At 35.0% G+C, this 22,840-nt stretch carries 20 protein-coding genes and 2 pseudogenes; 5 read left to right on the forward strand and 17 right to left on the reverse strand.

Annotated elements, in window-relative coordinates; genetic code table 11:
- The first annotated feature begins 196 nt into the window (after nt 1-196).
- Entirely contained in the window at nt 197-997 is an 801-nt protein-coding gene (locus OSH00_RS01095) for an undecaprenyl-diphosphate phosphatase (protein ID WP_266128884.1), read from the forward strand.
- A gap of 88 nt (nt 998-1,085) precedes the next feature.
- Here the strand turns inward: OSH00_RS01095 and OSH00_RS01100 are convergent, their stop codons facing one another.
- From OSH00_RS01100 to OSH00_RS01170, 17 genes and pseudogenes are all read right to left on the reverse strand, one after another.
- Nucleotides 1,086-2,363, reverse strand: a complete 1,278-nt coding sequence (locus OSH00_RS01100) for an alpha/beta hydrolase family protein (RefSeq protein WP_266128885.1) — start codon at nt 2,361-2,363, stop codon at nt 1,086-1,088.
- A gap of 1,054 nt (nt 2,364-3,417) precedes the next feature.
- A complete protein-coding gene (locus tag OSH00_RS01105) occupies nt 3,418-5,136 on the reverse strand; it encodes an esterase/lipase family protein (RefSeq protein ID WP_266128886.1) in 1,719 nt (572 codons plus the stop codon).
- 1 nt (nt 5,137) lies between these two features.
- Nucleotides 5,138-6,196 (reverse strand): T6SS immunity protein Tli4 family protein, encoded by a 1,059-nt coding sequence (locus OSH00_RS01110; protein ID WP_266128887.1) that lies wholly within the window; start codon nt 6,194-6,196, stop codon nt 5,138-5,140.
- A 53-nt stretch (nt 6,197-6,249) separates the two neighbouring features.
- A pseudogene (locus OSH00_RS20550) lies at nt 6,250-6,333 on the reverse strand (hypothetical protein); the annotation flags it as partial.
- Nucleotides 6,334-6,808: 475 nt separating this feature from the next.
- Nucleotides 6,809-8,206 (reverse strand): hypothetical protein, encoded by a 1,398-nt coding sequence (locus OSH00_RS01115; RefSeq protein WP_266128888.1) that lies wholly within the window; start codon nt 8,204-8,206, stop codon nt 6,809-6,811.
- Between the two features lie 279 nt (nt 8,207-8,485).
- A pseudogene (locus tag OSH00_RS01120) lies at nt 8,486-9,079 on the reverse strand (phage late control D family protein); the annotation flags it as partial.
- Between the two features lie 362 nt (nt 9,080-9,441).
- A complete protein-coding gene (locus OSH00_RS01125; protein ID WP_266128889.1) occupies nt 9,442-9,900 on the reverse strand; it encodes a hypothetical protein in 459 nt (152 codons plus the stop codon).
- Nucleotides 9,901-10,130: 230 nt separating this feature from the next.
- Nucleotides 10,131-10,379 carry a transposase gene (locus tag OSH00_RS20555; protein ID WP_420909499.1) on the reverse strand — a complete coding sequence of 83 codons (249 nt, stop codon included), beginning with the start codon at nt 10,377-10,379 and terminating at the stop codon, nt 10,131-10,133.
- Nucleotides 10,380-10,428: 49 nt separating this feature from the next.
- On the reverse strand, nt 10,429-10,674 hold the full coding sequence (locus OSH00_RS01130; protein ID WP_266128890.1) for a transposase family protein: 246 nt from the start codon (nt 10,672-10,674) through the stop codon (nt 10,429-10,431).
- Between the two features lie 478 nt (nt 10,675-11,152).
- Nucleotides 11,153-11,728, reverse strand: coding sequence for a fimbrial protein (locus tag OSH00_RS01135; protein ID WP_266128891.1), 576 nt, complete (start codon nt 11,726-11,728; stop codon nt 11,153-11,155).
- A gap of 9 nt (nt 11,729-11,737) precedes the next feature.
- Entirely contained in the window at nt 11,738-12,766 is a 1,029-nt protein-coding gene (locus OSH00_RS01140; RefSeq protein ID WP_266128892.1) for a fimbrial protein, read from the reverse strand.
- Nucleotides 12,767-12,779: 13 nt separating this feature from the next.
- The gene (locus OSH00_RS01145) at nt 12,780-15,392 is read right to left on the reverse strand and encodes a fimbria/pilus outer membrane usher protein (protein ID WP_266128893.1); all 2,613 of its coding nucleotides are present in this window, start codon (nt 15,390-15,392) and stop codon (nt 12,780-12,782) included.
- A gap of 31 nt (nt 15,393-15,423) precedes the next feature.
- Entirely contained in the window at nt 15,424-16,125 is a 702-nt protein-coding gene (locus OSH00_RS01150) for a fimbria/pilus periplasmic chaperone (RefSeq protein ID WP_266128894.1), read from the reverse strand.
- Between the two features lie 19 nt (nt 16,126-16,144).
- On the reverse strand, nt 16,145-16,639 hold the full coding sequence (locus OSH00_RS01155) for a hypothetical protein (protein WP_266128895.1): 495 nt from the start codon (nt 16,637-16,639) through the stop codon (nt 16,145-16,147).
- A gap of 53 nt (nt 16,640-16,692) precedes the next feature.
- Nucleotides 16,693-17,229 (reverse strand): type 1 fimbrial major subunit FimA, encoded by a 537-nt coding sequence (gene fimA, locus OSH00_RS01160; RefSeq protein WP_266128896.1) that lies wholly within the window; start codon nt 17,227-17,229, stop codon nt 16,693-16,695.
- Nucleotides 17,230-18,051: 822 nt separating this feature from the next.
- Nucleotides 18,052-18,390, reverse strand: coding sequence for an RNA chaperone Hfq (hfq, locus tag OSH00_RS20560; RefSeq protein ID WP_266128897.1), 339 nt, complete (start codon nt 18,388-18,390; stop codon nt 18,052-18,054).
- A 120-nt stretch (nt 18,391-18,510) separates the two neighbouring features.
- On the reverse strand, nt 18,511-18,852 hold the full coding sequence (locus OSH00_RS01170) for a hypothetical protein (protein ID WP_266128898.1): 342 nt from the start codon (nt 18,850-18,852) through the stop codon (nt 18,511-18,513).
- A 155-nt stretch (nt 18,853-19,007) separates the two neighbouring features.
- Here OSH00_RS01170 and OSH00_RS01175 point away from each other — a divergent pair, with 155 nt between their 5' ends.
- The 4 genes from OSH00_RS01175 to OSH00_RS01190 all read left to right on the forward strand — a co-directional run bounded on the left by OSH00_RS01175 (nt 19,008) and on the right by OSH00_RS01190 (nt 22,691).
- Nucleotides 19,008-19,688, forward strand: a complete 681-nt coding sequence (locus tag OSH00_RS01175) for a heavy metal response regulator transcription factor (protein ID WP_266128899.1) — start codon at nt 19,008-19,010, stop codon at nt 19,686-19,688.
- Nucleotides 19,681-21,060, forward strand: a complete 1,380-nt coding sequence (locus OSH00_RS01180; RefSeq protein WP_266128900.1) for a heavy metal sensor histidine kinase — start codon at nt 19,681-19,683, stop codon at nt 21,058-21,060. Before OSH00_RS01175 ends, OSH00_RS01180 begins: the two co-directional genes overlap by 8 nt.
- 313 nt (nt 21,061-21,373) lie before the next feature.
- The gene (locus tag OSH00_RS01185; protein WP_266128901.1) at nt 21,374-21,745 is read left to right on the forward strand and encodes a copper resistance CopC family protein; all 372 of its coding nucleotides are present in this window, start codon (nt 21,374-21,376) and stop codon (nt 21,743-21,745) included.
- 64 nt (nt 21,746-21,809) lie between these two features.
- Complete coding sequence (locus tag OSH00_RS01190; RefSeq protein ID WP_266128902.1) at nt 21,810-22,691, forward strand: copper resistance D family protein; 882 nt, start codon at nt 21,810-21,812, stop codon at nt 22,689-22,691.
- The last annotated feature ends 149 nt before the right edge of the window (nt 22,692-22,840 follow it).

Here is a 22,840-nt window from a genome sequence, read left to right on the forward strand (position 1 = left end):
ATATTTAGCAGTCATCTTTTCCATCCTAAACACTGGGATATTCCATTGCCTAGTATCGAAAAAGTTGCCGTAAACTCTCTATTCACCGCCAGATCAGCTGCGTAAAAATTTCGTAAAATTTTGTCTTTTTTCATTTATAAGTAGACTTAAATACATTAAAAAGGTTCAATTTTTTAAATTCTTGTTTATTTCAATTATGGAAAATTTTGAACTATTAAAAGCTCTGTTTTTGGGGCTTATTGAGGGTCTAACTGAATTTTTACCGATTTCCAGTACAGGACATTTAATTCTGTTTGGCCATTTGATCGACTTCCACTCAGATTCAGGTCGGGTATTTGAAGTCGTGATTCAATTGGGGGCAATCTTGGCAGTATGCTGGCTATATCGTCAAAAGATCATTGAATTGGTGCGCGGCTTTTTCTCAGGTGATGCACATGCTAGACGCTTTACCATCAATGTTTTGGTTGCATTTATTCCGGCTGTCGTGATTGGCGTACTTGCTGTTGATTTTATTAAGCAAGTCTTGTTTAGCCCGCTCGTCGTGGCTTTTGCTTTGATTATTGGTGGTTTTATTATTTTTGCAGTCGAAGCACGAAAGTTTGAACCAAAAACCGTAGAAGCGACTGACATCACTTTAAAACAAGCTATTCTCGTAGGTTTTGCACAATGTGTTGCCATGATTCCGGGAACATCTCGTTCTGGCGCAACCATCATCGGCGGAATGTTATCGGGGTTATCGCGAAAAGCGGCAACTGAATTTTCATTTTTCCTTGCAATGCCGACCATGTTAGGTGCAGCGACCTATGATTTAATTCGAAATGCAGATGTTTTAACTTCAGATAACTTGATCAATATTTCTGTAGGTTTTGTAGCCGCATTTATTGCTGCGATTCTGGTGGTTAAAGCATTGGTTAAATTTGTTGAAAAACATACGTTAAGAGTCTTTGCATGGTATCGTGTTGTATTGGGAATTATTTTATTGATTGTGTTTTTATAGTTGAGAACTGAATAAAAATTATATTGATGAATAAATGCCCTTATTTCAGATAAGGGCATTTTTTATTGTCATAGAGCGTATGTAAAATTTACTTTGCCAACAAGCCCTTGACATCTTCCAAAATTTTACCATTTTTAGCATTAATTGTGGCAACGCTGGTATGATTCCATGTTGGATCAGTTCGATAGTCAATCTTGATCCCTAAACTACGTGCCTTTTCCACCATAGCATCCGTTGCTTGTGGTAACACAATAGTGTCTCCTCCCCCCTGATAAATAATAATTGGTGTTTTAATAATCGTTTGTAAAGGTTGTGAATCTTTATCTAATAACTGCTTTACTATAGGATTATTTAAATATCCATCTACTTTACGGGGATATCCATCTAAGCTGCCACCATTTTTAAATATATAATTTACCATTGCTCCTGCAAAAGTTTCAGCTAATTGGGTAATACAAAGAGACTCAGCCTGCTCAGCAATTTTATCTGTAGGTGGTTTAAATACCATACTATATACTGGCTCATTGGGATAAACACTTTTGAGACCCGCAGCCATAAAAGCGGTTAACGCATCCAATTTGGTATAGCCAACTACTTTATCTCTTACGCTTGCTGTTTCCAATTTTTTTTCAGAAAGTTGAACAATCATTTCCATATTATTTGAGGGTGCAAGCGCAACCACACCTTTGTAATCCATATTTGCACGAGCTGCATACTGTGCAGCACCGAGTCCGGCATGCCCTCCTTGAGAAACGCCAACAACGACCCATCTATTGGATACTTTGTTACCGAGCCAACTTTTGGTTGCTACTACAGCATCGGTAATTGAATACGCTTCACTTTTTAAATTTTTATATGGATGTATCTCCTGACCACCAGGCTCCCCTAAACCCTCATAATCTGGTGCAACCACCAAATAGCCTTCTTTCACAAAATTATCAATTGTTTGGTAAATTGTGTCATCTTTTGTACCTTCACGATCAGTGCTTATCAATGAATTTTGACTCGGCGCACAACTATCCGCCACGCCTGTTGTTCCATGTGCCCAAACTACAATCGGCCAACCACCAGATGGTGGTGCAGTTCTCGGTGTAAAGACTAATGTTGTGGCCTGTGTTTCTTTACCTAAAATCCCCTTCATCTTATAAGTCATCACCACACTTTCTGCAGCATTTGGTGGATAATCTTGCGTAAATTTATAAGCTACTGGGGTACTCACTACTGGATTTTGAATATTGTTCACCTCTACCTCAGGTGGTTTTTCAGGTGTAATAGCTCCATCATTGGTCCCTTTATCATCTCCATTACAGGCAACCAAAAAAACAGCAGACCCTGCCAATAGCACTGATAATAGATTGAGTTTCATAATTATATTCCTTTTTTAATACTTCTATTCCTTTAGCGTTAACAAGCATGATTTGCCAACATGCTTCTACAATTTTCTCATGATGTTTAATACTTAGTCATTTAAAACAATTAAACCATTAAGAAAATCTTAACAAAAAAATTAAATTAAAAATAAAAAATTAGCAAGAAAAATATAATTAATTCATCATCAGGAATAGAACTAATTGATCTAACAATAAAAAAAATTAACTGAATTTATTTGCCTAAAAAGTTTAATTATAAATTTGAAAACCACATCAAAATTTAAAATTATTTTTTGACGTAGTGATCACAACTCTTAAAAAAATAAGTTTTCAACACAATTAAAATATAAATTTCATAATAATATATTGTTTTATATTGAAATAATAAAAACATCAAGAATATTCAAAAAACGTTCATTAAAATCATAAAATACATAAATTAAGTTCTTTAATTAATATAAATTTAAATTAATAAACAACTAATAAAACCATGAAAAAATAATAAAATATTTACATTCAATACATTGTATAAAATACAAATCACTATGAAAAATTAGGTATTGAGTTTTTCACAAATTAAAATAAACTTAACAATCATCTTATCACCATAAAAAAATATGAAAGACACTATTGCTAGATGGTCATTCATCCTTACAGCACTTAGCCTTATGTTTTTTTTGCTAAGTAGTCTTTATTTTTCTGATATTTTACTTATAGTCATAACAATACTCACTATAATTGCGTGGTGCTTATGTCTTTCAATTTATGTGAATGCCTATGGCAATCCTTTTGAAAAATGGAAAAAATACTATAAGAAATAATGAAAAAATAGCCACCATCATAGAAAAATATATTTAAATCAGAGTTTAGTTTTGTAAATATTTAAAAGATCAGTTTAATCCATATCCATTAAAATTTTAGCAATAGCTTGCAAGTGAGGTCGCTTAATTCGATAAATTTTAGTTGCTCAATCTGATCTGACCGTTATGCTTTTTTATTTTTATCATTTCTGTCAGATGAAACTGGTCTTTATAAATGACATCGTTTGAGTCATCTATATTTAGGTTTGATATTATTGTCCTGAATAATTTTAACGATTGAATAAAGCACTGAGCGACGCACATGAATATTGTTATATGATCCTTGATGATCAAACCCCGTCATTTGAAAAACTTGTTTCACACCGACTTGTTTTAAAGGTGCGCGACCAGATTGCCAAGGTACTGTTCCATCACCCTCTGCATTTTTTTGAGATATTTTAAATGTACCAAATTTTCCATTACTGAGTTTAATATATCTCAAACCATTATTTTCTTTCGAATTTGCTTTCATATAGTACATCGCACCTTGACCCATATACATGGCATCTTTTGCAACTTGCTGATTATGTGCTTCAATCTCTTGAGCACTGACCCTTGGTAAATTTCTTATTTGATTTGTGGTTAACCCTCTAAGCGCTTGATCAAGCGTCCATTTCAATGTCCCAAAACTGAAAAATTTGGAATCATGTCCATAATGAGCATAAGTACATGGGTGATATTTATTTGTTATTTTGTCATGAAATTCTTTAATTTTTTCAATCTTTTTAAAATATACATCTTTTGTTCTTTTACCTGGATCATTATCTTTTATCATATTTGCAGGATCAATAAGTTCCGCTTTGACCATTTCCCACCATACACCATCTGCCTTGTAAATTTCTTCATAGGGATCAGCTTCTGGCAAGGCAACTTGATGCTCTTGAAAGTTTGTTCCATTGTTTAAGCTTGAGCCGTTTAAAAATAACCATGGTTTGCCTTTATTATAGGCTTTGCTTGGTAAAAGCTCTAATCCTCCAGGTGCATTGGCTAAGACAGCAGTCACATGTTCGGTATTCTTGCCCAGCACATAAGCAGGCAAAGCACCGACATCTTCTGATCCAGTAACAATACGTCGATACGCTGCCGCTGCACCTTCAGCAGGCATCACCCCATGTACGACTCCGGCAAGGTCTCCACGAAGTTGTGCAATGCGACGAGTAAGTAGTCCGCCTAAGGAATGCGTGACGATGATAAATTTATGAAAACGTTGACCATATGATTTTTTGATCGCATCCAGTTTTGTGGAAACAATTTGTGCACCATCTTCACTGGACTGCAGCCAGTTATAGCCCATAGCATAGACAGGAAAGTGAAACGCCTTTAAATGTTCAATATCCTGTTCAGTGATAGCAGTGAATGCTTGCTGAGGATGCCAATGATCTCGTTCTTTTGGATTTAACAGGATTTTCCATTCATAAATAGATTCTTGCAATTTTATTTGCTGAATCGCCGCATAACCACCACCAATACCGCCCATGCCATATATAGGTTGCTCTTTTAAATCAACATTGTTTAAAACCATTTGCAGGTAGGTTAAGACGCCACCATAACTGTCCCAGTGTACGGTCCCCCAATAGCGATCTCTTAAGGTTTTTTCATTTAACTTTAAACGACTATCCACTTTGATATCACCAGAGCTATCTACTCGAGTATTTAAAGGATCTAGTTCTGTTTGTAAATCAGCAGGAGTTTTTTTTATTTTTGAGGTTAATGTACCGACTTGACCTGTAATACCATTACCAATTTTCCAAACAGGTTTACCCAAGGCTGTATTAAAAATATTTGACCCCATAATGCCAGGGACAAATATGATCGGAATCGTGTCATGAAGTGGTACTTCAACAAAGGTACCAGATTGATTTGAACTTGGACTGGTTGCAGAATGGGTTTGTGAAACAACTTGAGCCATTTTATTGATCCTTTTTATTATTGGGTGAAATCTGAAGGCTATTTAAAATAAAATCATATAAACGCAGTGCATTTTTTTGACTTATTGTAGATATTAAAGGTTCATCATTATGAATAAGTTCCGCACTTTCAAAATCAAATTTAATATAAGGATCATTATCATTTTCTAAACTGCCTAAATATTGCCATGCTCCATCCTCAAATCCTCTTTCAAAATATCCACGTTGTGACATGTGATTAAGTACTTCTTCACCCGCTAAACCATTGATGGCTTTTTGATGCTCCCTTAAATTTTCAATTTTCATTTTGACTTTTACAATTTCTGGCAATTCATTTTTATTTTTTCTCATAAGCTCAATCAAAGACATATCCGATGTCAAGCGAACTCGATGTGCAATATCGATTCGAACCCCCGGATAACTCGGAAATCTAAAATGCAAATATCCACCCGTAAAAGGAATATTTTTGCTCATATCATCGACAATAAAATATTCTTTCCAGCATAAACCTGCTTGTTCTTCACCTTGCGCTGACCGTATTTTGATGCTGTTTAAATTATGCTGTATTTCTGCGATTGCTTCGTCTAACAAATCATTGCTTGCACCACTTTTTAAAATCAGCAGCTTTCCCGGTCTTAAGTAGAGATAACCATATATTTCATAGGCTTCAACAGTATATTTAGTACTTCTATAAATAATCACATGACTGACGGAGCGCCCAATTTGTTGTACAGGTCCGTTCATTTCACTTTTTAATAAAGTGCCTTCAGTTTCATGAGGCTCGTTTTTTAAGTATCGAATTTTATCGTGAATCAGCTTTTGGTAAGCATCATAGGTTTTAATACTGTCATCAACCTCAATATTACTGCCGTTATAATTAAAGTTACTGTACTCAACTTCAGTTTCTTTCGGCACCATCATTTCAATTCGTCCAAAGCAGACTTTTTTTGGGTTTTTAAAATCGATCACGTTTATACCTTCTTTTTGTTTCTCAACATTTGAACAGGCGCCAAAAGAGAGTGTTGTAAAAAAACAAAGTGCAATACTTTTGAATAATTTCATTTCTTGATTTCCCCTCATTGTTTATTTATTCAGGTGAAATAATGTCGGTCATTTTATTGATCCTTTTTATTATTGGGTGAAATCTGAAGGCTATTTAAAATAAAATCATATAAACGCAGTGCGTTTTTTTGACTTATTTATGTATCTCTCAATTACAACTAAACACTACCATTCAGATTTTTAAAAATATTTAATTAAAATATAGGCTATTACCATAAATATGAAAAAAAGCATTACAAATAAATATATTAGATATTGCAAATAGAACAGCTTATAATAACTAGATAACATTTCATTTAGTTTAGTCTTATCGATAGGATAGTAAAAATCCTTTCCATAAAGTTTTTTAAATTTAAATCCTTTTTTTATATTTAAAGTTTCTCTCCAAAATACTATAGGCAACAAACTAATAAAAAAACAATTAAAAGGTTCTAAAGGATTTTTAAAATATTTCTCATCATTAAAAATAACTTTACAGATCCCCTTTAAATGATAAGATATATAAATATATTGTATCAAATAGAATACAAAAAAAAGGAATAGAAATAAAAATGAAAGAACAGAAAAAATAAATTTCTCGTCATCAATAAATATTTTAATAAAATCATTCATTTACTTATTTACTTTATCATATATATATTCAGAAAGTAGTCCTGCCCCTTCACCACCAGCCCACCCCACCAAAGCAGAAGCTCCTGCTGCTATACCGAGCACGATTAGTGACGTACCACCAGATGCAACGGTTATCACAATAAAACCACCTAATGCAGCACCTCCCATACTCCCAACGATTTTAGAACTTTCAACCACTGTCGTTCTGGTTTTTTCATCTGGCCTGGCATTGGCAATCGCATTACTGGCATTATAAACATCCAAAGCCAAGAATAAATAACCTCCACCCTTTACAGCTTTACTCATTTTTCCAAGCTCACTCATTTTTTTAACATACTCTCTCATTCCGCCCTTGTATGTTGCCCCTCGTGCCAGACTAGATTGACTGATCATTCGTCGCATATTGTTGGTCTGAATAGACTGATCCCATTTAAATATTCTTTTTGCCGACTCTCTATTTAACTCCTCATAGAGATAAGCATACTTCTGTCTAAAGGCTTTAAAATTTTTAGGGTTGGCCAAACCAGAACCTTTGGCTTTTTCTTCTGCCATTTTTAATGCCAATTCGCCATGTATTTTATTCATCCTTTGCGCTACACCATTGGAAAAACTCAATGCACCATCAATTCCACCTTTTGTGATTGCTCCCCATGCTACTCCACTGTCATTTGAAGTATTTTCAAATTTTTGTACCAAAGGATGATCATTGTTTTTAAAAATATCTTGCTGAGTGATCTCCGTTCGACTGTCATGGAACGCATCATAAAAAAATTCATAGTTCTGAGCGAAAAATGTCGCATCAAAATCCTGATCTTTTTTCATTTGTTCTAAATTATTTTGAGCCTCTTGAGCATCTTTTTTATATTGCGTAAGTTCCTTTGCTGTCGTCGAGTTAGATAAAACAATCACTTGCCCTGGGCTTAACAATACAATCGCAGCCATATTCGCGATATGCGGATTATTGGCTCTCAACGTATCCCAGTCTGATGCAATCAAAGGCTTTTTAAAAACTCTTTTTGACCAATCCAGCATCGTTTCTGTTTTTTTAATCAGATACCATGCGACCTCTCCATCATTCAGATAGATTTCCTTTATATTTTCTTTTACATTCTTGGTGATCTCTGATGTGATTTTAATGGTATATGTACTGTGTGTTTCTTGGTTAGGATAAGCTTTTGCTGCAATTCTCTGAAGAATTTCCCCACGTAAATACACCTCATAAATCAATGTAGTATTTGCATTATATATTTCAGTCCATCCTGTTAATCCTTGTTCATCAAACCGTCCTTCAAAGATAGTTTTTTTCTTGGTATGGTTATTTGTGACAACAAATTTATACGTCAAATCTTTTAACTTTAAAGGTTCTTGTACTGTTAATTTCAAACGACTATAAAACATATTTTTATCCTAATCTTTACTGATTTCTTCTTGTGCATCTTCTATGTCTTTCACCATAACTCTTGCAACAATTGTTTGCGAAGTTGGTGCTGTTTTTAGCTTCATCAATCCTTTTTGATCAGTAACACCACTGTAAACATTGCCATCCTCATCAATGACAATATATTTCTTATCTGAAAGCGCTTGATCGTCTTTATTTTTCACTTGGTATTGAAGAATGTATGGATTATTAAGATCTGGTAGAGCCACTTGCATATTCTCAATTTTTGTCCCATCCTTATAATTTGATTCATCAATCAGCCAGTTTATTGATTCTTCACGTAAAATCCGAGTCAAATATGTGTGGTCAGATTCGTTAAATTGCATTGAAAATGGGCGTACATCATAGGTCTTGGTTAAACCACTGAGGTCCAGTTTTAAACTGGATGCAAACAAATTGCTTTTCGTCTGCCATTCCTTGAAAATTACTTGAAAAATCTCAGGAATGCTTTTATTCATAAATACCCTGTTGTTACGACGTTTATGCCATAAGCTTGTTGGGTCTTGCAGGGTTAAGCGGTATAAGCTCAAAGCTCCGTCAGATTGTCCTTGCGACGCACCCGTAATAATCCCAGTCGTTCTAAACAGCTTGCCTGAATCTGTGACTTGATCCACTGACACTTGGCAAGCGATAAACTGTTTCAATTCAATAAATGGATTGCTTGAAAGACAGATCAGTTCTGCGGACAATCCTTCATTGATAGCATGATAGCCCTCAATGCGTTGCAGCATCACTTGGGCATTGAGTTGTGAGTTTGAAAACTGAACACGAATGGCACGTTTTTGTGTTGTATATCCCAATCTATCGAAAAAAGTAAAAATATTATTAAGCATTATTATGACCTTATATTTAATAAAGAAAAACTTAACACAAGGTAAAGAATATCTCAAATGATAATCAATTACATTTTTTAAGCTCATGATCTTTAAAAAATCTCATTATAAATTAGATATTTATTTGTTTTTTCTTATTATTGAGACGATTATCAAACTCATCAACTCAAAATCATGATGTTTTATAGAATTTACCTTACGAGTCGTACGAATAGATTCACTTAAAAAAATTTTATTTTCTCATTGAATAGGAGCAAATAGGATTAGATTTAAAACGCTATGCCTGACATTATTATTTTTAGCCGAATACTCCAACCCATAAAGTGCTGGAGTGATTCTATAAGTAACTTAAGACCTTAAAATTAGGATACAGGTCCTTGATCAGCAACTGTGAAAAACCATTTTTGATCAACTTTAACTGCTTTATATGTTGATGTTTGTGAACCTAAATTACCTAAATAATAACCCCCTTGAATTGTACACTGCTGCTGATCATCACAGTTTAACGAGTTGATAAAAAGTAAGGTCGCTTTCGAATCGTCCTTTTTAAGTCTTACATCATTGGCAACAGTACATTCTGAAACTGGAACAATATTTGGGTTGGACTGTGTTAGTTTTTTTAAAATTTCTTGCTGAGGATTAGTCACATTCTGACCATCTTTATATCCTACACAATATGCACCAACATAATTAGAACTATTTTTATTCGACAAATAATGATAAAAACTTAATTCAATATCATTTTTAAAATGATGTTGTCCCGTTGCTACTGTTGTACATCCAACCATCATCAATAAAGGCAAGAACCATAATTTTTTCATTACTCAATCTTCCATATTAGATTTAAACAAATTCAGCATATACTTAAAATAAACACTGTATAAACCACAAAGCTTTTTAAATAAAAGTATATTTTTATTATAATTTAAATAGCCACATTATAAAAAAAATTAATATATATTTTTTTTAATTTTATTCAAAACACTAAATACTTCATCATCTTTATTTTATAAATTCATTACTTTTAATCAACAACAACCATTACTTTTAATCAACAACCTATTTTATAAATCATTTTAATCAGTTTTAAATTATAAATACCTACAATCAAATTAAACCTAAAGCCCAGCCGTTTTCCTCTATTTCGATAACGCTCTGCAAAGAATTTGAAAGTCTTTAATGCACCAAATACATGTTCAATCCCTATTCTTCTTTTATTAATTTCTCGATTATACCTTTTTAACACAGGATCTAATCCGCAACGCTTATTCGTCTTGCACGGTGACAGAATATAGAGCATAAATTTCTTAATCACCTTTATCTGCAAGAATAAATGAATATGTTGGAACTCAATGAAAACTGCGTTTGAACAGTTCAAAGTCTCGTACAACACCTTTGCTCATGCATAAACTCAGGATTTGCTGAGTTTTACTGTGAATGATCGCTTGCCCCTTAAATATATGCAGTTTTTTCTTACCACTATAGCTTTTCTTCTGTTTTTTAGGTCTTTGAATTGGAGTTTCAGTCACATCTACAAGCACAACATCCCAGTCTATATCTTCCCCTTTGAGGATATCCTTGGATAAATTAAACAAACCTGACTGGATTAAAGTATCTTCAACTTGATGAACAATTCTAAAAGCTGTCGGCGCTGATACAGCGTAACTTGTAGCAACATGAAATAAAGTTCAATATCCTCCCCAATAGCTCAAGCAGAGTAAAATGTAATCTTCAAGACACAGTTTTGGTGGTCTGCCTATAGAAGAAATTTGCATCTGCTTTTGTTCAACCATGAGGGAAAATATTGAACGGTATATGCCTGTATAATGCTTAAACCAAGCATCAGAAAACTTTTTTGAGTCGAGATATTGCATACACAGATTATGCTTAAAAATGTTAAATTTTTCAGGATAAACAAAAACATGAGCTTTTTTGATTTATGAGAGAGGTTTATTTAATATCTATATTAAAATTTTAATTCTTTCACCATAATTCCATCACATTTTATTGAAAGATGTATTATCAAATATATAAAATAATTTTGTATTCAGTCTTTATAGATATTTTATAACATTATTGATAGTCAATACGAAATTCAGCATACGCATTTGCGATACCCGCTGTTGCGGCTGCATCTGTTGCCACATAATTTGCGTAAAAAACAGCTGAAACCTTTCCATTCGCATCAACCAGAAAAGGACGACTTTTACCCACTAAATCACCAGGGAAACGTGAAGTTTTACTGATTGGGACTCGATTACGATCAGAGTCAGTGAGTTCTATTGCAACATGTTGTGCTGTTGTAGCAGCATTTGCATTGGTTAAAGCTAGAAATTGATTATTGACAGGATTTTGTTCGCCTATGAATGTAAATGTTACTTCAGCATTCGGCGGACATTGCGACAAATTGAATGGAATTGCCACACGTGCTCCTTTATCACCCGGCACTTTCAATTGACGCGTGGAATTTTTGCCTAAATCTACAATTTTATGTGATTCACTTTCATCTACACCACACGTAGAATTTGTGGCATTACCTTTTAAAGTAAAATTATAAGTCCCCAGATCTGCATGTACATAATTTAATGAATAGCAACTCATCATGACAAAGCAAGCAGCAGGATAAAGATTTTTTTTAAATACATTCATCATCAACTCCTAGTCAAAGTCAATTCGGAAATAACCTCTCGCCTGAAAAGGCCCAGGCGTGGGTTGATTTCCAGTTACACTCACAGGCCAGGCTTTCACCACGATATTGGCTGGATTGGTATTGTTAAATTGAATTTTACTATTCATATTATTAGGAACAAGGATATTGTCATTTTGATCTGACATTTTGAAACCAATGTCAGGATTATCGGACACAATAATGTCATTGGCAGGTCCGCCCACTTTATCGGTTTGGACCCGTAATGTAAGTGGTGCATTATTCGCAAGAAAACTATTACATTTTATCGATAACGGCATATTTGCTTTAGCAATACCATCAGGTTTGTTACCAATCCCAGACTGTTTAAAGCGATAGCTCGGGATGTCACCAAAATCAACAATAGAATCAACATTATCATTAATAATGCAGTTTTGAGGTACCACCACGCGACCTCTTAAATGCAAGGTTTGTTTTGCGTCATTGGCTTTTCCTGAACCGGCAGGTGCAGCATTGTCACCAGTATAAAAGTCAGCGATAGGTACATCTATATAACTAAATCCAACAAAAGGTTTAGAAATTCGCATGGTTAAAGTAAATGTTGTATTTCCTGTATGATTACTGGTTCTACACCATTCTTGAGGTACACCAAACTGTCGATTGACTGCTGGTACAGGAACATTTGTACCGTTATAGGTATAAGTTACTGAAGCTTGTAAGTATTCATTCGCTTGAGTATAGCTCTTTCCTGAGATATTGATGGGTGGCCCATTGACATAATCAGTTGTCATATAAATAGGGATTGAATTACCATTTAACACAGTACCATTATTACAATGTGTGGTATATGCATCACCGTTGATACTGACTGTTAGAGTTTGATTGAATGTTTTCCCAACTGCGTTATCAGCTGGATTGGTAAAGGTGTAGGTTCCAAAGTCAGCATACAAAACTGTTTTTTGTTCAGTTCTCCACCAACCTGCTGAGACATCCATAGCAGTCAGCAACAATAAAGTAGATGTAAGTAATTGGTTTTTCATAAATACTCTCCTGTTACTTACACTCAACGGTAAACTGTTGTATTGCAAGGCTTAAATCTGCTGTACTTATATCATAATCCGCAACGCATTTTTGTTCAGCTGTATCTCCCCAGGCAATATCCAGCACACCTTTTAAAGGTAATCCTGTCATATAGACCTGCCCAAACTCTGCCGCCATACCAGAAGTTTTTCCACCTGTGACCGTCACATTACTGGCATAAGGAATGGGTTGTCCCTTATATTGGATGTTAATGAGTGCGCGAACACCAATACTGGTGTCAAACGTTGCACGACCAATCGCACCACGGATAGGTACAACATTGCTGACATTGCTGTTGATTTCTAAATTTGAATCAAAACTATTTGAATCTAATGCCACACGATTTAAGCGATATTCTGATGCGTAAGGTAAAATTGCATAGCCACGCCAGTCCGTTTTAACGCCATTATAATTTTCAACTTTTACACCTTTGGCACCTGGTGCTTTCACTAAAATACTGGTATCACCTAAGGTCTGTCCAAAAGTTAAGCCATCTTTATGCAACAACATTCCGCCTGTTGCACTGTAGCTAAATCGGTTATTGTTACCATCATAGCTATAACCTGCACCAATATTGCCATACGTTCCATTATAATTGGCATTGATTGATCCAGCAGAACCTTGGTCAGTCACATAGCCTTGTCGAATACTATAATTAAGATTTCGATCTTTTAATAATGTACCGTTAATACCAACCAGATAAGCATTATTGCCATCTGAGTTTTGTGTTGTCGATGCCGTTGCATACGTATTGGCCCATGTACTATCACGGAAATTGGCTTTGGAACGTAAGCGATCTAATGGGAAAGATACATTCGCAGTATACATTGTATTGGCTTTCTCTAATTGAGAGAACATGTTACGACTGACACCAAAAGAATAGCTTACGCCGTTCCATGCGCCATTGTAACCTGCTTGTACCCACTCATCTTTTTTCGAGGTACCCCAATAACTTTGTTGATTTGCGGCAAAGTAAACAGAACCATACTGCCCCATCGAATGGGAAATATTGGCTTGCAAGCGCCCTTTTTTGGTGTGATTGAGATCATAACCATTGGCTGTTATTCCAACAGTTGCTAAGTTTCCGTCTTGGGTTTCAGCTTCTCCATAATTGTCACTCATCTGTCCATAAAAGACATCATTTAGTGTATAGAATCCTCGTGTTGAATAGCGATAGCCTAATAATTGGAAACTTGTTCCAGAGCGAAGCAACGATTTAGAATAGAGAAATCGCATAGATTGCCCACTATGCTTAGAGCCGTCAACCAACTCACTTTTCGCATGTGTTAAATCGAAAGAAAACGCACCAAATCTCCCCATATTACTACCAAAGCCAATCAAACCACTTTGATAATTCTTTGACAGTTGCGAGCCACCATAAATTGATAGGCCCTTATCTAAGCCATGTACGATTGTGGCCTGTACAACTGTTTCTTTTTCCCTGTCACTACGTATACCGTTACGAAACTCACCAGCCAAAACGCTATAACGTGTTCGACCTTCCCTCTGTAAAATCGGTAAGCTTGAATAAGGAACCAAATAACTTTGAATAGACCCATCACTTTCTTCAACCGATACATGTAAATCTCCGCTACCAAAAGCAGGATTTAGATCTTGAATTAAAAAGGGTCCAGGAGCGACATTAATCTGGTAAACAATATTGTTATTTTGCCGAATCACTACTTTTGCATTACTTTTAGCGACACCACGGACATTCGGTGCATAGCCTTGTTGACTGTCAGGGTACATCGCGTCGGCAGTGGATAATTCGACACCACGGTAGCCAAAACTATCAAAGACACTGCCGTCAGTAGCACCATCTCCAATTCTCAACTGGCTTTTGATTGGAATCAAAGTTTTTTGGAGATAGGTATTGAGATTTGTCCATTCATGTGATGAGAAATTGTCATCAGAACTATAATTAAAACTTCCCGAATGGCGAAGTTGCCACGAACCTAAATTAAGACCACTATCCACACTGAGATATAAACCCTTTCCAGCTGTAGCTGAACCCGAGTTGTTATAGCCAGATAGCCGATAGTTCAGAAAAATCGCATTGATACCCGCATCCCATTGTTCAGGAGGAATATAGCCACGAACCTGATTTTTTAAAGCAATTTGAGGTAGATCAATATAGAGTTTCTGTTTACTAAATTGAAAGCGACTATTTGCACCTTCAATGGCTTGAGAAATATCTAGGCATGTTGATTCTTGAGGGTTCAATAACTCAGGATAGGCTGATGTATTTACCCCAAAACTTTCTAATAGTTTAATATCCAAACATGGCGCCAGACCTGTATTATCTTGCGCATTTTGCTTTTCAACAAACTCAATATCACGTGTCAGAACATATTCATCATTTGCATAAATTTCAACACGATAAACACCTGGTAATTGTTGTTGCGAACTTTGTAACTTTGATAAATCGGCAATTTGTGCATTTGACAAACCATCGGATAAAAAAGCAGTGTTGAATACTTGCTCAGCATATACATGCTCTGTGCATGCTGCACTGACAGCCATTGCCGATGCAACACACATAGGCAGTGCTTTTACTTTTGCATACATCGGTTTGATTGGCGTCATGAGTTAAATACCTATACAACAATACGCGTGATTAATTAAGATTCACTTCTACTTTTGGCGTTACACCGCCATAGTCATTGACGGTTTGGTAGCTCAGCTTACTGCCTGTTATTTTTGAAATTTTGGTTTTTTCAAATGGTGCAGCCATCACGCTGTCTAATTTGTTATCGTTCAGTGTCAAGTTCACAAAAGAGATGTGATACGGCGACTGATTATCCACTTCTATACCATCTGCACTTTTGATAAATTTGACTTTTTCTAATGCATTTTCAGGTGCAATGCTGAGTTTTTCTGGTCGCACAAACAACTTAATACGAGACAACACAGCAAGCTGTAAGATATTTTTCTCTGCAAGAATCTCTTTATCTACAGAAGGAATTGACTTAACATTTAACCAAAATACTGACTCACGGTCCTGCGGTAAATTACTGTTTAAATTGACAATTCTGAGCGTATTTTCAGTTGCAGGTTCAGCGACAAATAAAGGTGGTGTAACCAAAAAGTTTTTTACTTTCTCTTCACTTTTATTTTCTACCCAAGAATTAATCAGATAACGGTCTTTTTTGCTATGATTGATCACGGACAATGAAACCTGTTTTGCTTCCATTGGATAAATCACACGTGTAGCGCCCAAAGATACCCCACCAATTGCTTTACCTTCTGCATGTGAAAAGGTCGCAAGGCATGATAACGTCAGCCCCAATACACCGTTTTTAAACAGATTTAAATTCATATAAATATTCCGAAATAACTTATGGATAAAAAACAGAGATCAAAATATTTGTACTGTTTTGAGACACCTGACTCACTTCAAATGGCAAAGGTAGTGCCACTGTTTCATCTATATTTGCCAATTCAACAACCCGTTGATTCCCATTCACATCCAAAGCAACTTGTGATGAAACTCCCTCATCTACTTGGGAATGGTGTAAATTAGCGCCTGGTAGTAAATAAAAGGATTTCTCAGACACTGATTGAGAATTTGAACTGCTTGCAATATTGCGAGGATCTCTCAATTCAATCGCAAGATTGTAATAAACCGTTGAAGAACAATTGGAAACATTCAACTCTAAAAAAGAGGCTAAATCGATTGTCGTTAAATGCTTTAAATTATTGTTTGGAATAAAGGCACAACTTGGATTAACCAAGGCACCATTAAAATGGGCTCTTCCACCAAATACATAACTGTTTGCAAAAGTATTTAGCGATATAGACATTCCAATCACTACAGCTAGATATTTATTCATGTGAAATAAGCCCATTAACAATGATAAATTCAAATCATGATTTGAATTTATGCTTAGTTATAGTTCACAACAAAAGTTGCATCAGCATTGGCTTTACCTGCTGTAGATGTACCAGTCGCTACATAACGTGCAGAAAATGGGAATGTATTAGTACCATCAACAATTGCTTTTTCTGCAGAAAACTCACTGCCATCTACAGCAAGAATTGTAGAAGCATAGTCAGTGATTTCAATGCCCACATTGGTTGCAGCAGGAGCATTACCACCACCACCGTTTACAGCCAATAATTTATTATTCGTACTTACAGTCTGACCATTAAATGCAAAAGACACCCCGTTAGTCACAAGTGATGAATCACAATCCACCAACTGGATGTTAAATGGAACTGCAGGTGACTTATCACCAGCCGCAGCTAAACTTGCAGTACGATGCTGACCTAAATCAACAGTTTGATCTGCAGTATCAGTGCTCACTGCACATGCAGCATTCACTAACTCACCAACAAAATGAACTGTTCCACCATTTACAGTTGCCGCGAATGGCGTAGATGAAACAACAAGTGCAGCAGCAAGAAGACCTAATTTTTTCATGGAATTACCCTTTTTAAAGAGAAGAAACAAGTAATGTTTGTTGTGAAGACTGATACATATTTTTGAATTTCTGTCATTTATTGTGGGTTAAAATTTAACTGATCCTATCCAAACAAATGAGATATATCCTGTTTTTGTAAAATTATGAGACAGTAATCACATAAAACAAGGTTACTGTAACTATATTCGCAAAAATAGAGAAATGAGTTTTAATCATGTGTAATGTTGATTTTTTTTCAACTTTAAAAAATCTATATTTTTTTCATTATGTTAGAATTCATTTTTTTATTTAAATCGCTGAAAATTGTTTTTCCAATAAAGTTATTTTCATTTTTACTTAAATCCGATTAGTATTAAAAATAAGCATTTACAAATTGAATTTAATCATCGAAGATCATACTTAACAGTAAATGACACAAATGTGCTGTTTGGATTAAAAAAAATTTAAGAAGTAAAATATTTAATCTAATTATTTTTTAAATATGAACGGCGTTATTCCAATCAATTGCTTACTGTTTTTTGCCAATAAAATCTGTATTTATTTCTGGTTAATCATATTTCAAGATTCAATCTTTGCATAACATTAGATATCTAATTAGTTAATAATCTCATAATACCTAAAACCTTAAAAATATCCAAGATATTGATCTTAAAATAGAATTTCCTCATTAAAACCGAGACCAGTAAAACATTTTTAATAGTTTTTTAAGGAGTTTCTAAAAAAGAAAAAATAATGTCTCAAAAAATTAGACTAAATTATTGTATACCTATATTTGAAAAATCATTCTACTCGCTCTATAAAAATAAAATTTAGTATTTTAATTACTCATCCTTGTGGAGTTCATGGTTTGATAAACTTTCTTCTACAATGCTGTCTCCATGAATACCAGTTGCATGATTAAAACCATATCGACCACCAAATTGAGCAAGGAAAATACCAATATTGGGTCGAGGATCACGCGTAGGAAAAACTGTAGATATTGAATGTTTATAAATAATCTGAATTTGATTACTGCTATTTTTGAGTAAAACCACATAGTGATCAAAGGATTCGATATGTCCTTGTAACTTGATTCCGTTGACAAGAAAAATAAACACCAAAATTCTTTCTTTTCTCAGTGAGTTTAAAAAAGGATCCTGTAAAATTTGACTTTTAGACATTCCATACTCCAAACTTCATATAAGAAGCAAAACCAAATCAGTAATAACGTTTTTTCTCTTCAAATCTCCAATACCGAAGAACATGAATTTAATATTATTCTGTATCAAATCCATATTTCATTATTTGTCTGAATGGGGGGATTGCTCCTTATGTTGTGGCATTTTCATCTGGGTATGATCCATGTTTTGCATTGCTGGTGACATATTGCTCATTTTCGAATTTTGCTTGTTAGACTGAAGTGAATCATTTTTGTGATTATTTTTTTGAACTTGACTGCTTTGAGATGCTTTACATCTTTCTTCACATTTTTGTTTTTTTTCAATCATATTCTTTTCATCTGTCGTTCTGATTAATACTTTATCTTCTTCTTCGTGAGCCGATGATTGAACAGATAACATCAAACATGCTAAACAGAGTAAAACTGTCTGACTTCGTTTGAATGATTTAAAAATTCCTTTCATTTTTTTATCTCATATTTTGTTTATTGGTTCTACAATAAAACAAGCACACAAACGCTAAGATGACATGAAAATGACATTTTTGTCATTCACAGCTACGATGACTTTTATCACGCTATGATGCGGGTTGACGAAAGAAACTGTTTAGGACTTTAGAAATGCGAATTTTATTGGTCGAAGATGAACAAAAAACTGGTGATTATCTTAAACAGGGTCTATATGAGGCTGGCTACATAACGGATTGGGTCACCGATGGGCATATGGGAAGGCATCAAGCGCTTTCTGAGGAATATGATTTGATTATTCTAGATGTCATGCTCCCCGAATTGGATGGATGGCATATTATTCGAGATGTTCGAAAAAGTGGAAAAACAATGCCCATCTTGTTTTTAACCGCTAGAGATCAAATTGAAGACCGTGTAAAAGGATTAGACTTAGGTGCTGATGACTATTTGGTTAAACCTTTTGCGTTTGCAGAATTATTAGCACGTATAAAGAGTTTACTCCGTCGGGGTCAACAAAGAGAAGACAGCAATCTCATCCGTATCGCAGATCTTGAACTTGACTTAAGAAAACGTCGTGTTACCCGTGCAGGTCAACGCATTGATCTCACTGCAAAAGAATTTGCACTCATGGAACTGTTTATGCGCAGACGAGGAGAAATTCTGCCTCGGGCTTTAATCGCCTCACAAGTTTGGGATATGAATTTTGATAGTGATACCAATGTGGTTGAAGTTGCGATTAAACGTTTACGCAATAAAGTTGATCAGGATTTCATGCCTAAACTCATTCAAAACATTCGGGGAATGGGTTATGTTCTAGAGGTAGAAGATGAATAACAGGCTATTTAATGCATTAAGCTTTAGAATAGCCATTCTTTTTTCTCTTTCGACGATTACGATTCTGATTACAATGGGTCTGGTCATCCATCAACGTGTGACACGCCATTTTGAGAATGAAGATCGGATGCTCCTTGAAGGAAAAATTCAACTCATCCACAATCTTTTAGCTCAACATCCGAGTAATTCTGTTGAACTTGCTGTTTCTTTAAATGATGCACTCATTGGACATGATAATTTAATCATTCAAGTCGAACGCCCAATAGGTAAAGTGATCTTCAGTTCTATACCTGCAATTATTTCAAAACAGCAAATCACGCAGTCCGATGTCAATCCTTGGATAAAATGGAACATAAAAGATCATACATATCGTGGATTTATCTACAAGAAAGATATAACGAATAATAATATTTCGCAATCTACACAGACACTTGTAGGCATTGATACATCTGAACACATGCTTTTTTTAAATGAATTTAGACGACAACTGTTTTATATCGGTCTCATCGGAACCATCTGTTTAATGTTTTTAGGTTGGTTTGCTGCATGGAGAGGATTAAGACCTGTAAAAAGAATGGCAAAAGTTGCGGAAAGTATTTCAGCTCAACATCTTTCAGTGCGCTTAGAGCTTAATAATACGCCATCAGAATTAAAACCACTGACGATTGCTTTTAATGACATGCTTGATCGTCTAGAGGTTGCATTGGAGAAGCTTTCCGACTTCTCATCCGATTTAGCACATGAAATCCGGACACCAATTAACAACTTAATGACACAGACACAAGTTTGTCTTTCTCGTAGCCGTGATATTGATGCTTATAAGGAAGTATTGTTTTCCAATTTAGAAGAGTTTGAACATCTGGCAAGAATCGTCTCGGACATGTTGTTTTTAGCGAAAGCAGAAAATGGGTTAACTTTAGCCAAACTTGAACATATTGATTTAGCTGCGGAAGTCGAAGCATTGTTTGAGTTTTACGATGCACTTGCTGCGGAAAAAAATATTCGTTTTGAACAATCAGGTTCGGGGAAAGTCAATGCCGACCCAACCATGTTACGCCGTGCCCTGAGTAATTTATTTTCCAATGCCATCAAATATGGGAAATCAAACTCAGTCATTCGTGTTAAATTTCAACAACAAATAGAAAATACTTTATTTTCGATAGAAAATGAGGGCCCTGTCCTTTCTCCAGAACAATTATCTCGCGTATTTGACCGCTTTTATCGAACCGATGCATCACGCCAAAGAGTTGAAGACGGTACAGGTCTTGGCTTGGCAATTACCAAGTCAATATTAGATATGCACAATGCACTGATTTATGCAGAATCTAGAAATGGACTGGTGATCTTTTCAATTATTTTTAAAAATCAATAGTTTACAATAATTCATTATTTTAATCAACGCTATTGATCAATAGTTAAATTTCTCTCCATGTCTTTTTCACATGCTCATTAATTTAATATTTCAATTGTTGTGAACAATGTTACTTTCTATACATTTTTGGCTTTAATAATCTTCAACTCGACAGCTTCTCATGCCTGATTTCTAATTTTACTAAACAACAGAAATGTAATTTTAAAGTCATACTCCTGTATGTTTGGATAATGAATAATTGAACAGTTATGCAATCGTAAAGTCTGAGGTGATACGATTGCTTAACTATCATCATATTCATAGGAAGTTTCACATGAGCTTTATTCAAAAAAAAATTTCGACAGTCCCTAGCATATTTCTTGGTATTACGCTGCTTTTCACCGCAACCAGTGCACTTGCTCATGTGAAATTACTCAGCGCAATTCCCGCTATGAATGCAACTGTGACTGACCAACCTAAAAATCTCACTCTAAATTTTGGAGAAGAGGTAATGTTGATGAACATTAAGTTATTAGATGCTCAACAAAAAAATATTTCGCTGAACTATAAAGTGAATCACGATCTTAAAAAATCCTTCAATGTTCCAGTTCCAAGTCTAAAAAAAGGAAAATACACCGTGACATGGACAACAATGGGCAAAGATGGTCACAACATGAATGGCGAGTATAGCTTCACGATTCAATAAAATATTGAATCGTGAATCAAACAGAGCAGCATATTGCTAGGCACCGTATTGATTTGGGAAAATCATGATTTCTGAATATTGGATTGGATTAACTTGGCTGAATAAAGTCACTTTGTATTTAAGTATGGCATTTATTACAGGTGGCGCATTTTGTTACTTCTTATTTAACCGCTTCATTTCATTGAAAGAAAGCATTCTTCAATATATGCGCTTTGGAGCAAGTTTAGGGCTGATCTCTAGTATTGCTGGTTTTTTCATTTTGGTCGGCAGCTTTGCCGATTCAGGGTTTGCTGGAATATTCAATACAACTTATATCCAGATACTTTTAAATACAGTGACAGGTCAAATGTTGATTGGCCGCATTCTTATTTTTCTCGTTCTTCTGATTTTATTGCTCATCAAGTTCAGCCAAAAAACCACACAGACTTCCATGCTTGAACGTTTTTTGTTTGGACTTTTCATATTCGCACTTGCCTATGGTTTTTCTCAAACAGGACATGCTGCAAATTTGTCATTTTTTGCTCAAATTCTACTGACAATTCATGTCATATTGATTTCAATTTGGATGGGGGCTTTATATCCATTATTAAAAGCTACCCATCAATTGAAAGGACTTGCTTTAAAAGATCGTACCCATTTATTTGGGCAGATTGCTGGATTGATTGTCGGTCTCTTAATTGTTTGTGGTGCAAGTGTTGCAGTACTTTTACTTAAAGATATTGATACTTTGATCAGTAGCCCTTATGGCAATGGCTTTATGCTCAAAATCGCGTTTGTCGGTTGTATATTGCTACTTGCCGCATTTAACAAATGGTTTTTTACGCCACAACTACACAAGCCGCAGTTTGGGCGATATCTGGGTTATGCCATTGTGTTTGAAATGTCGATTGGGTTAATGATTCTGTTCACCACAGCATATATTACAACAGTTGTGGGGATTGAATGAGATTCCTAAACGTACTGTAGGCAACCTTTTTGACTTACCCATTTGAAAATTCAAGACTTAACTATTTATTGTCTTAGACTATATTGCGTTCATTTAAATCTATTATCTTTCTCACTCAAATTCATATATCAGATAGAGTGTCAGCCTGT

This window comes from Acinetobacter nematophilus, from assembly GCF_026344175.1.
GTDB lineage: Bacteria > Pseudomonadota > Gammaproteobacteria > Pseudomonadales > Moraxellaceae > Acinetobacter > Acinetobacter nematophilus.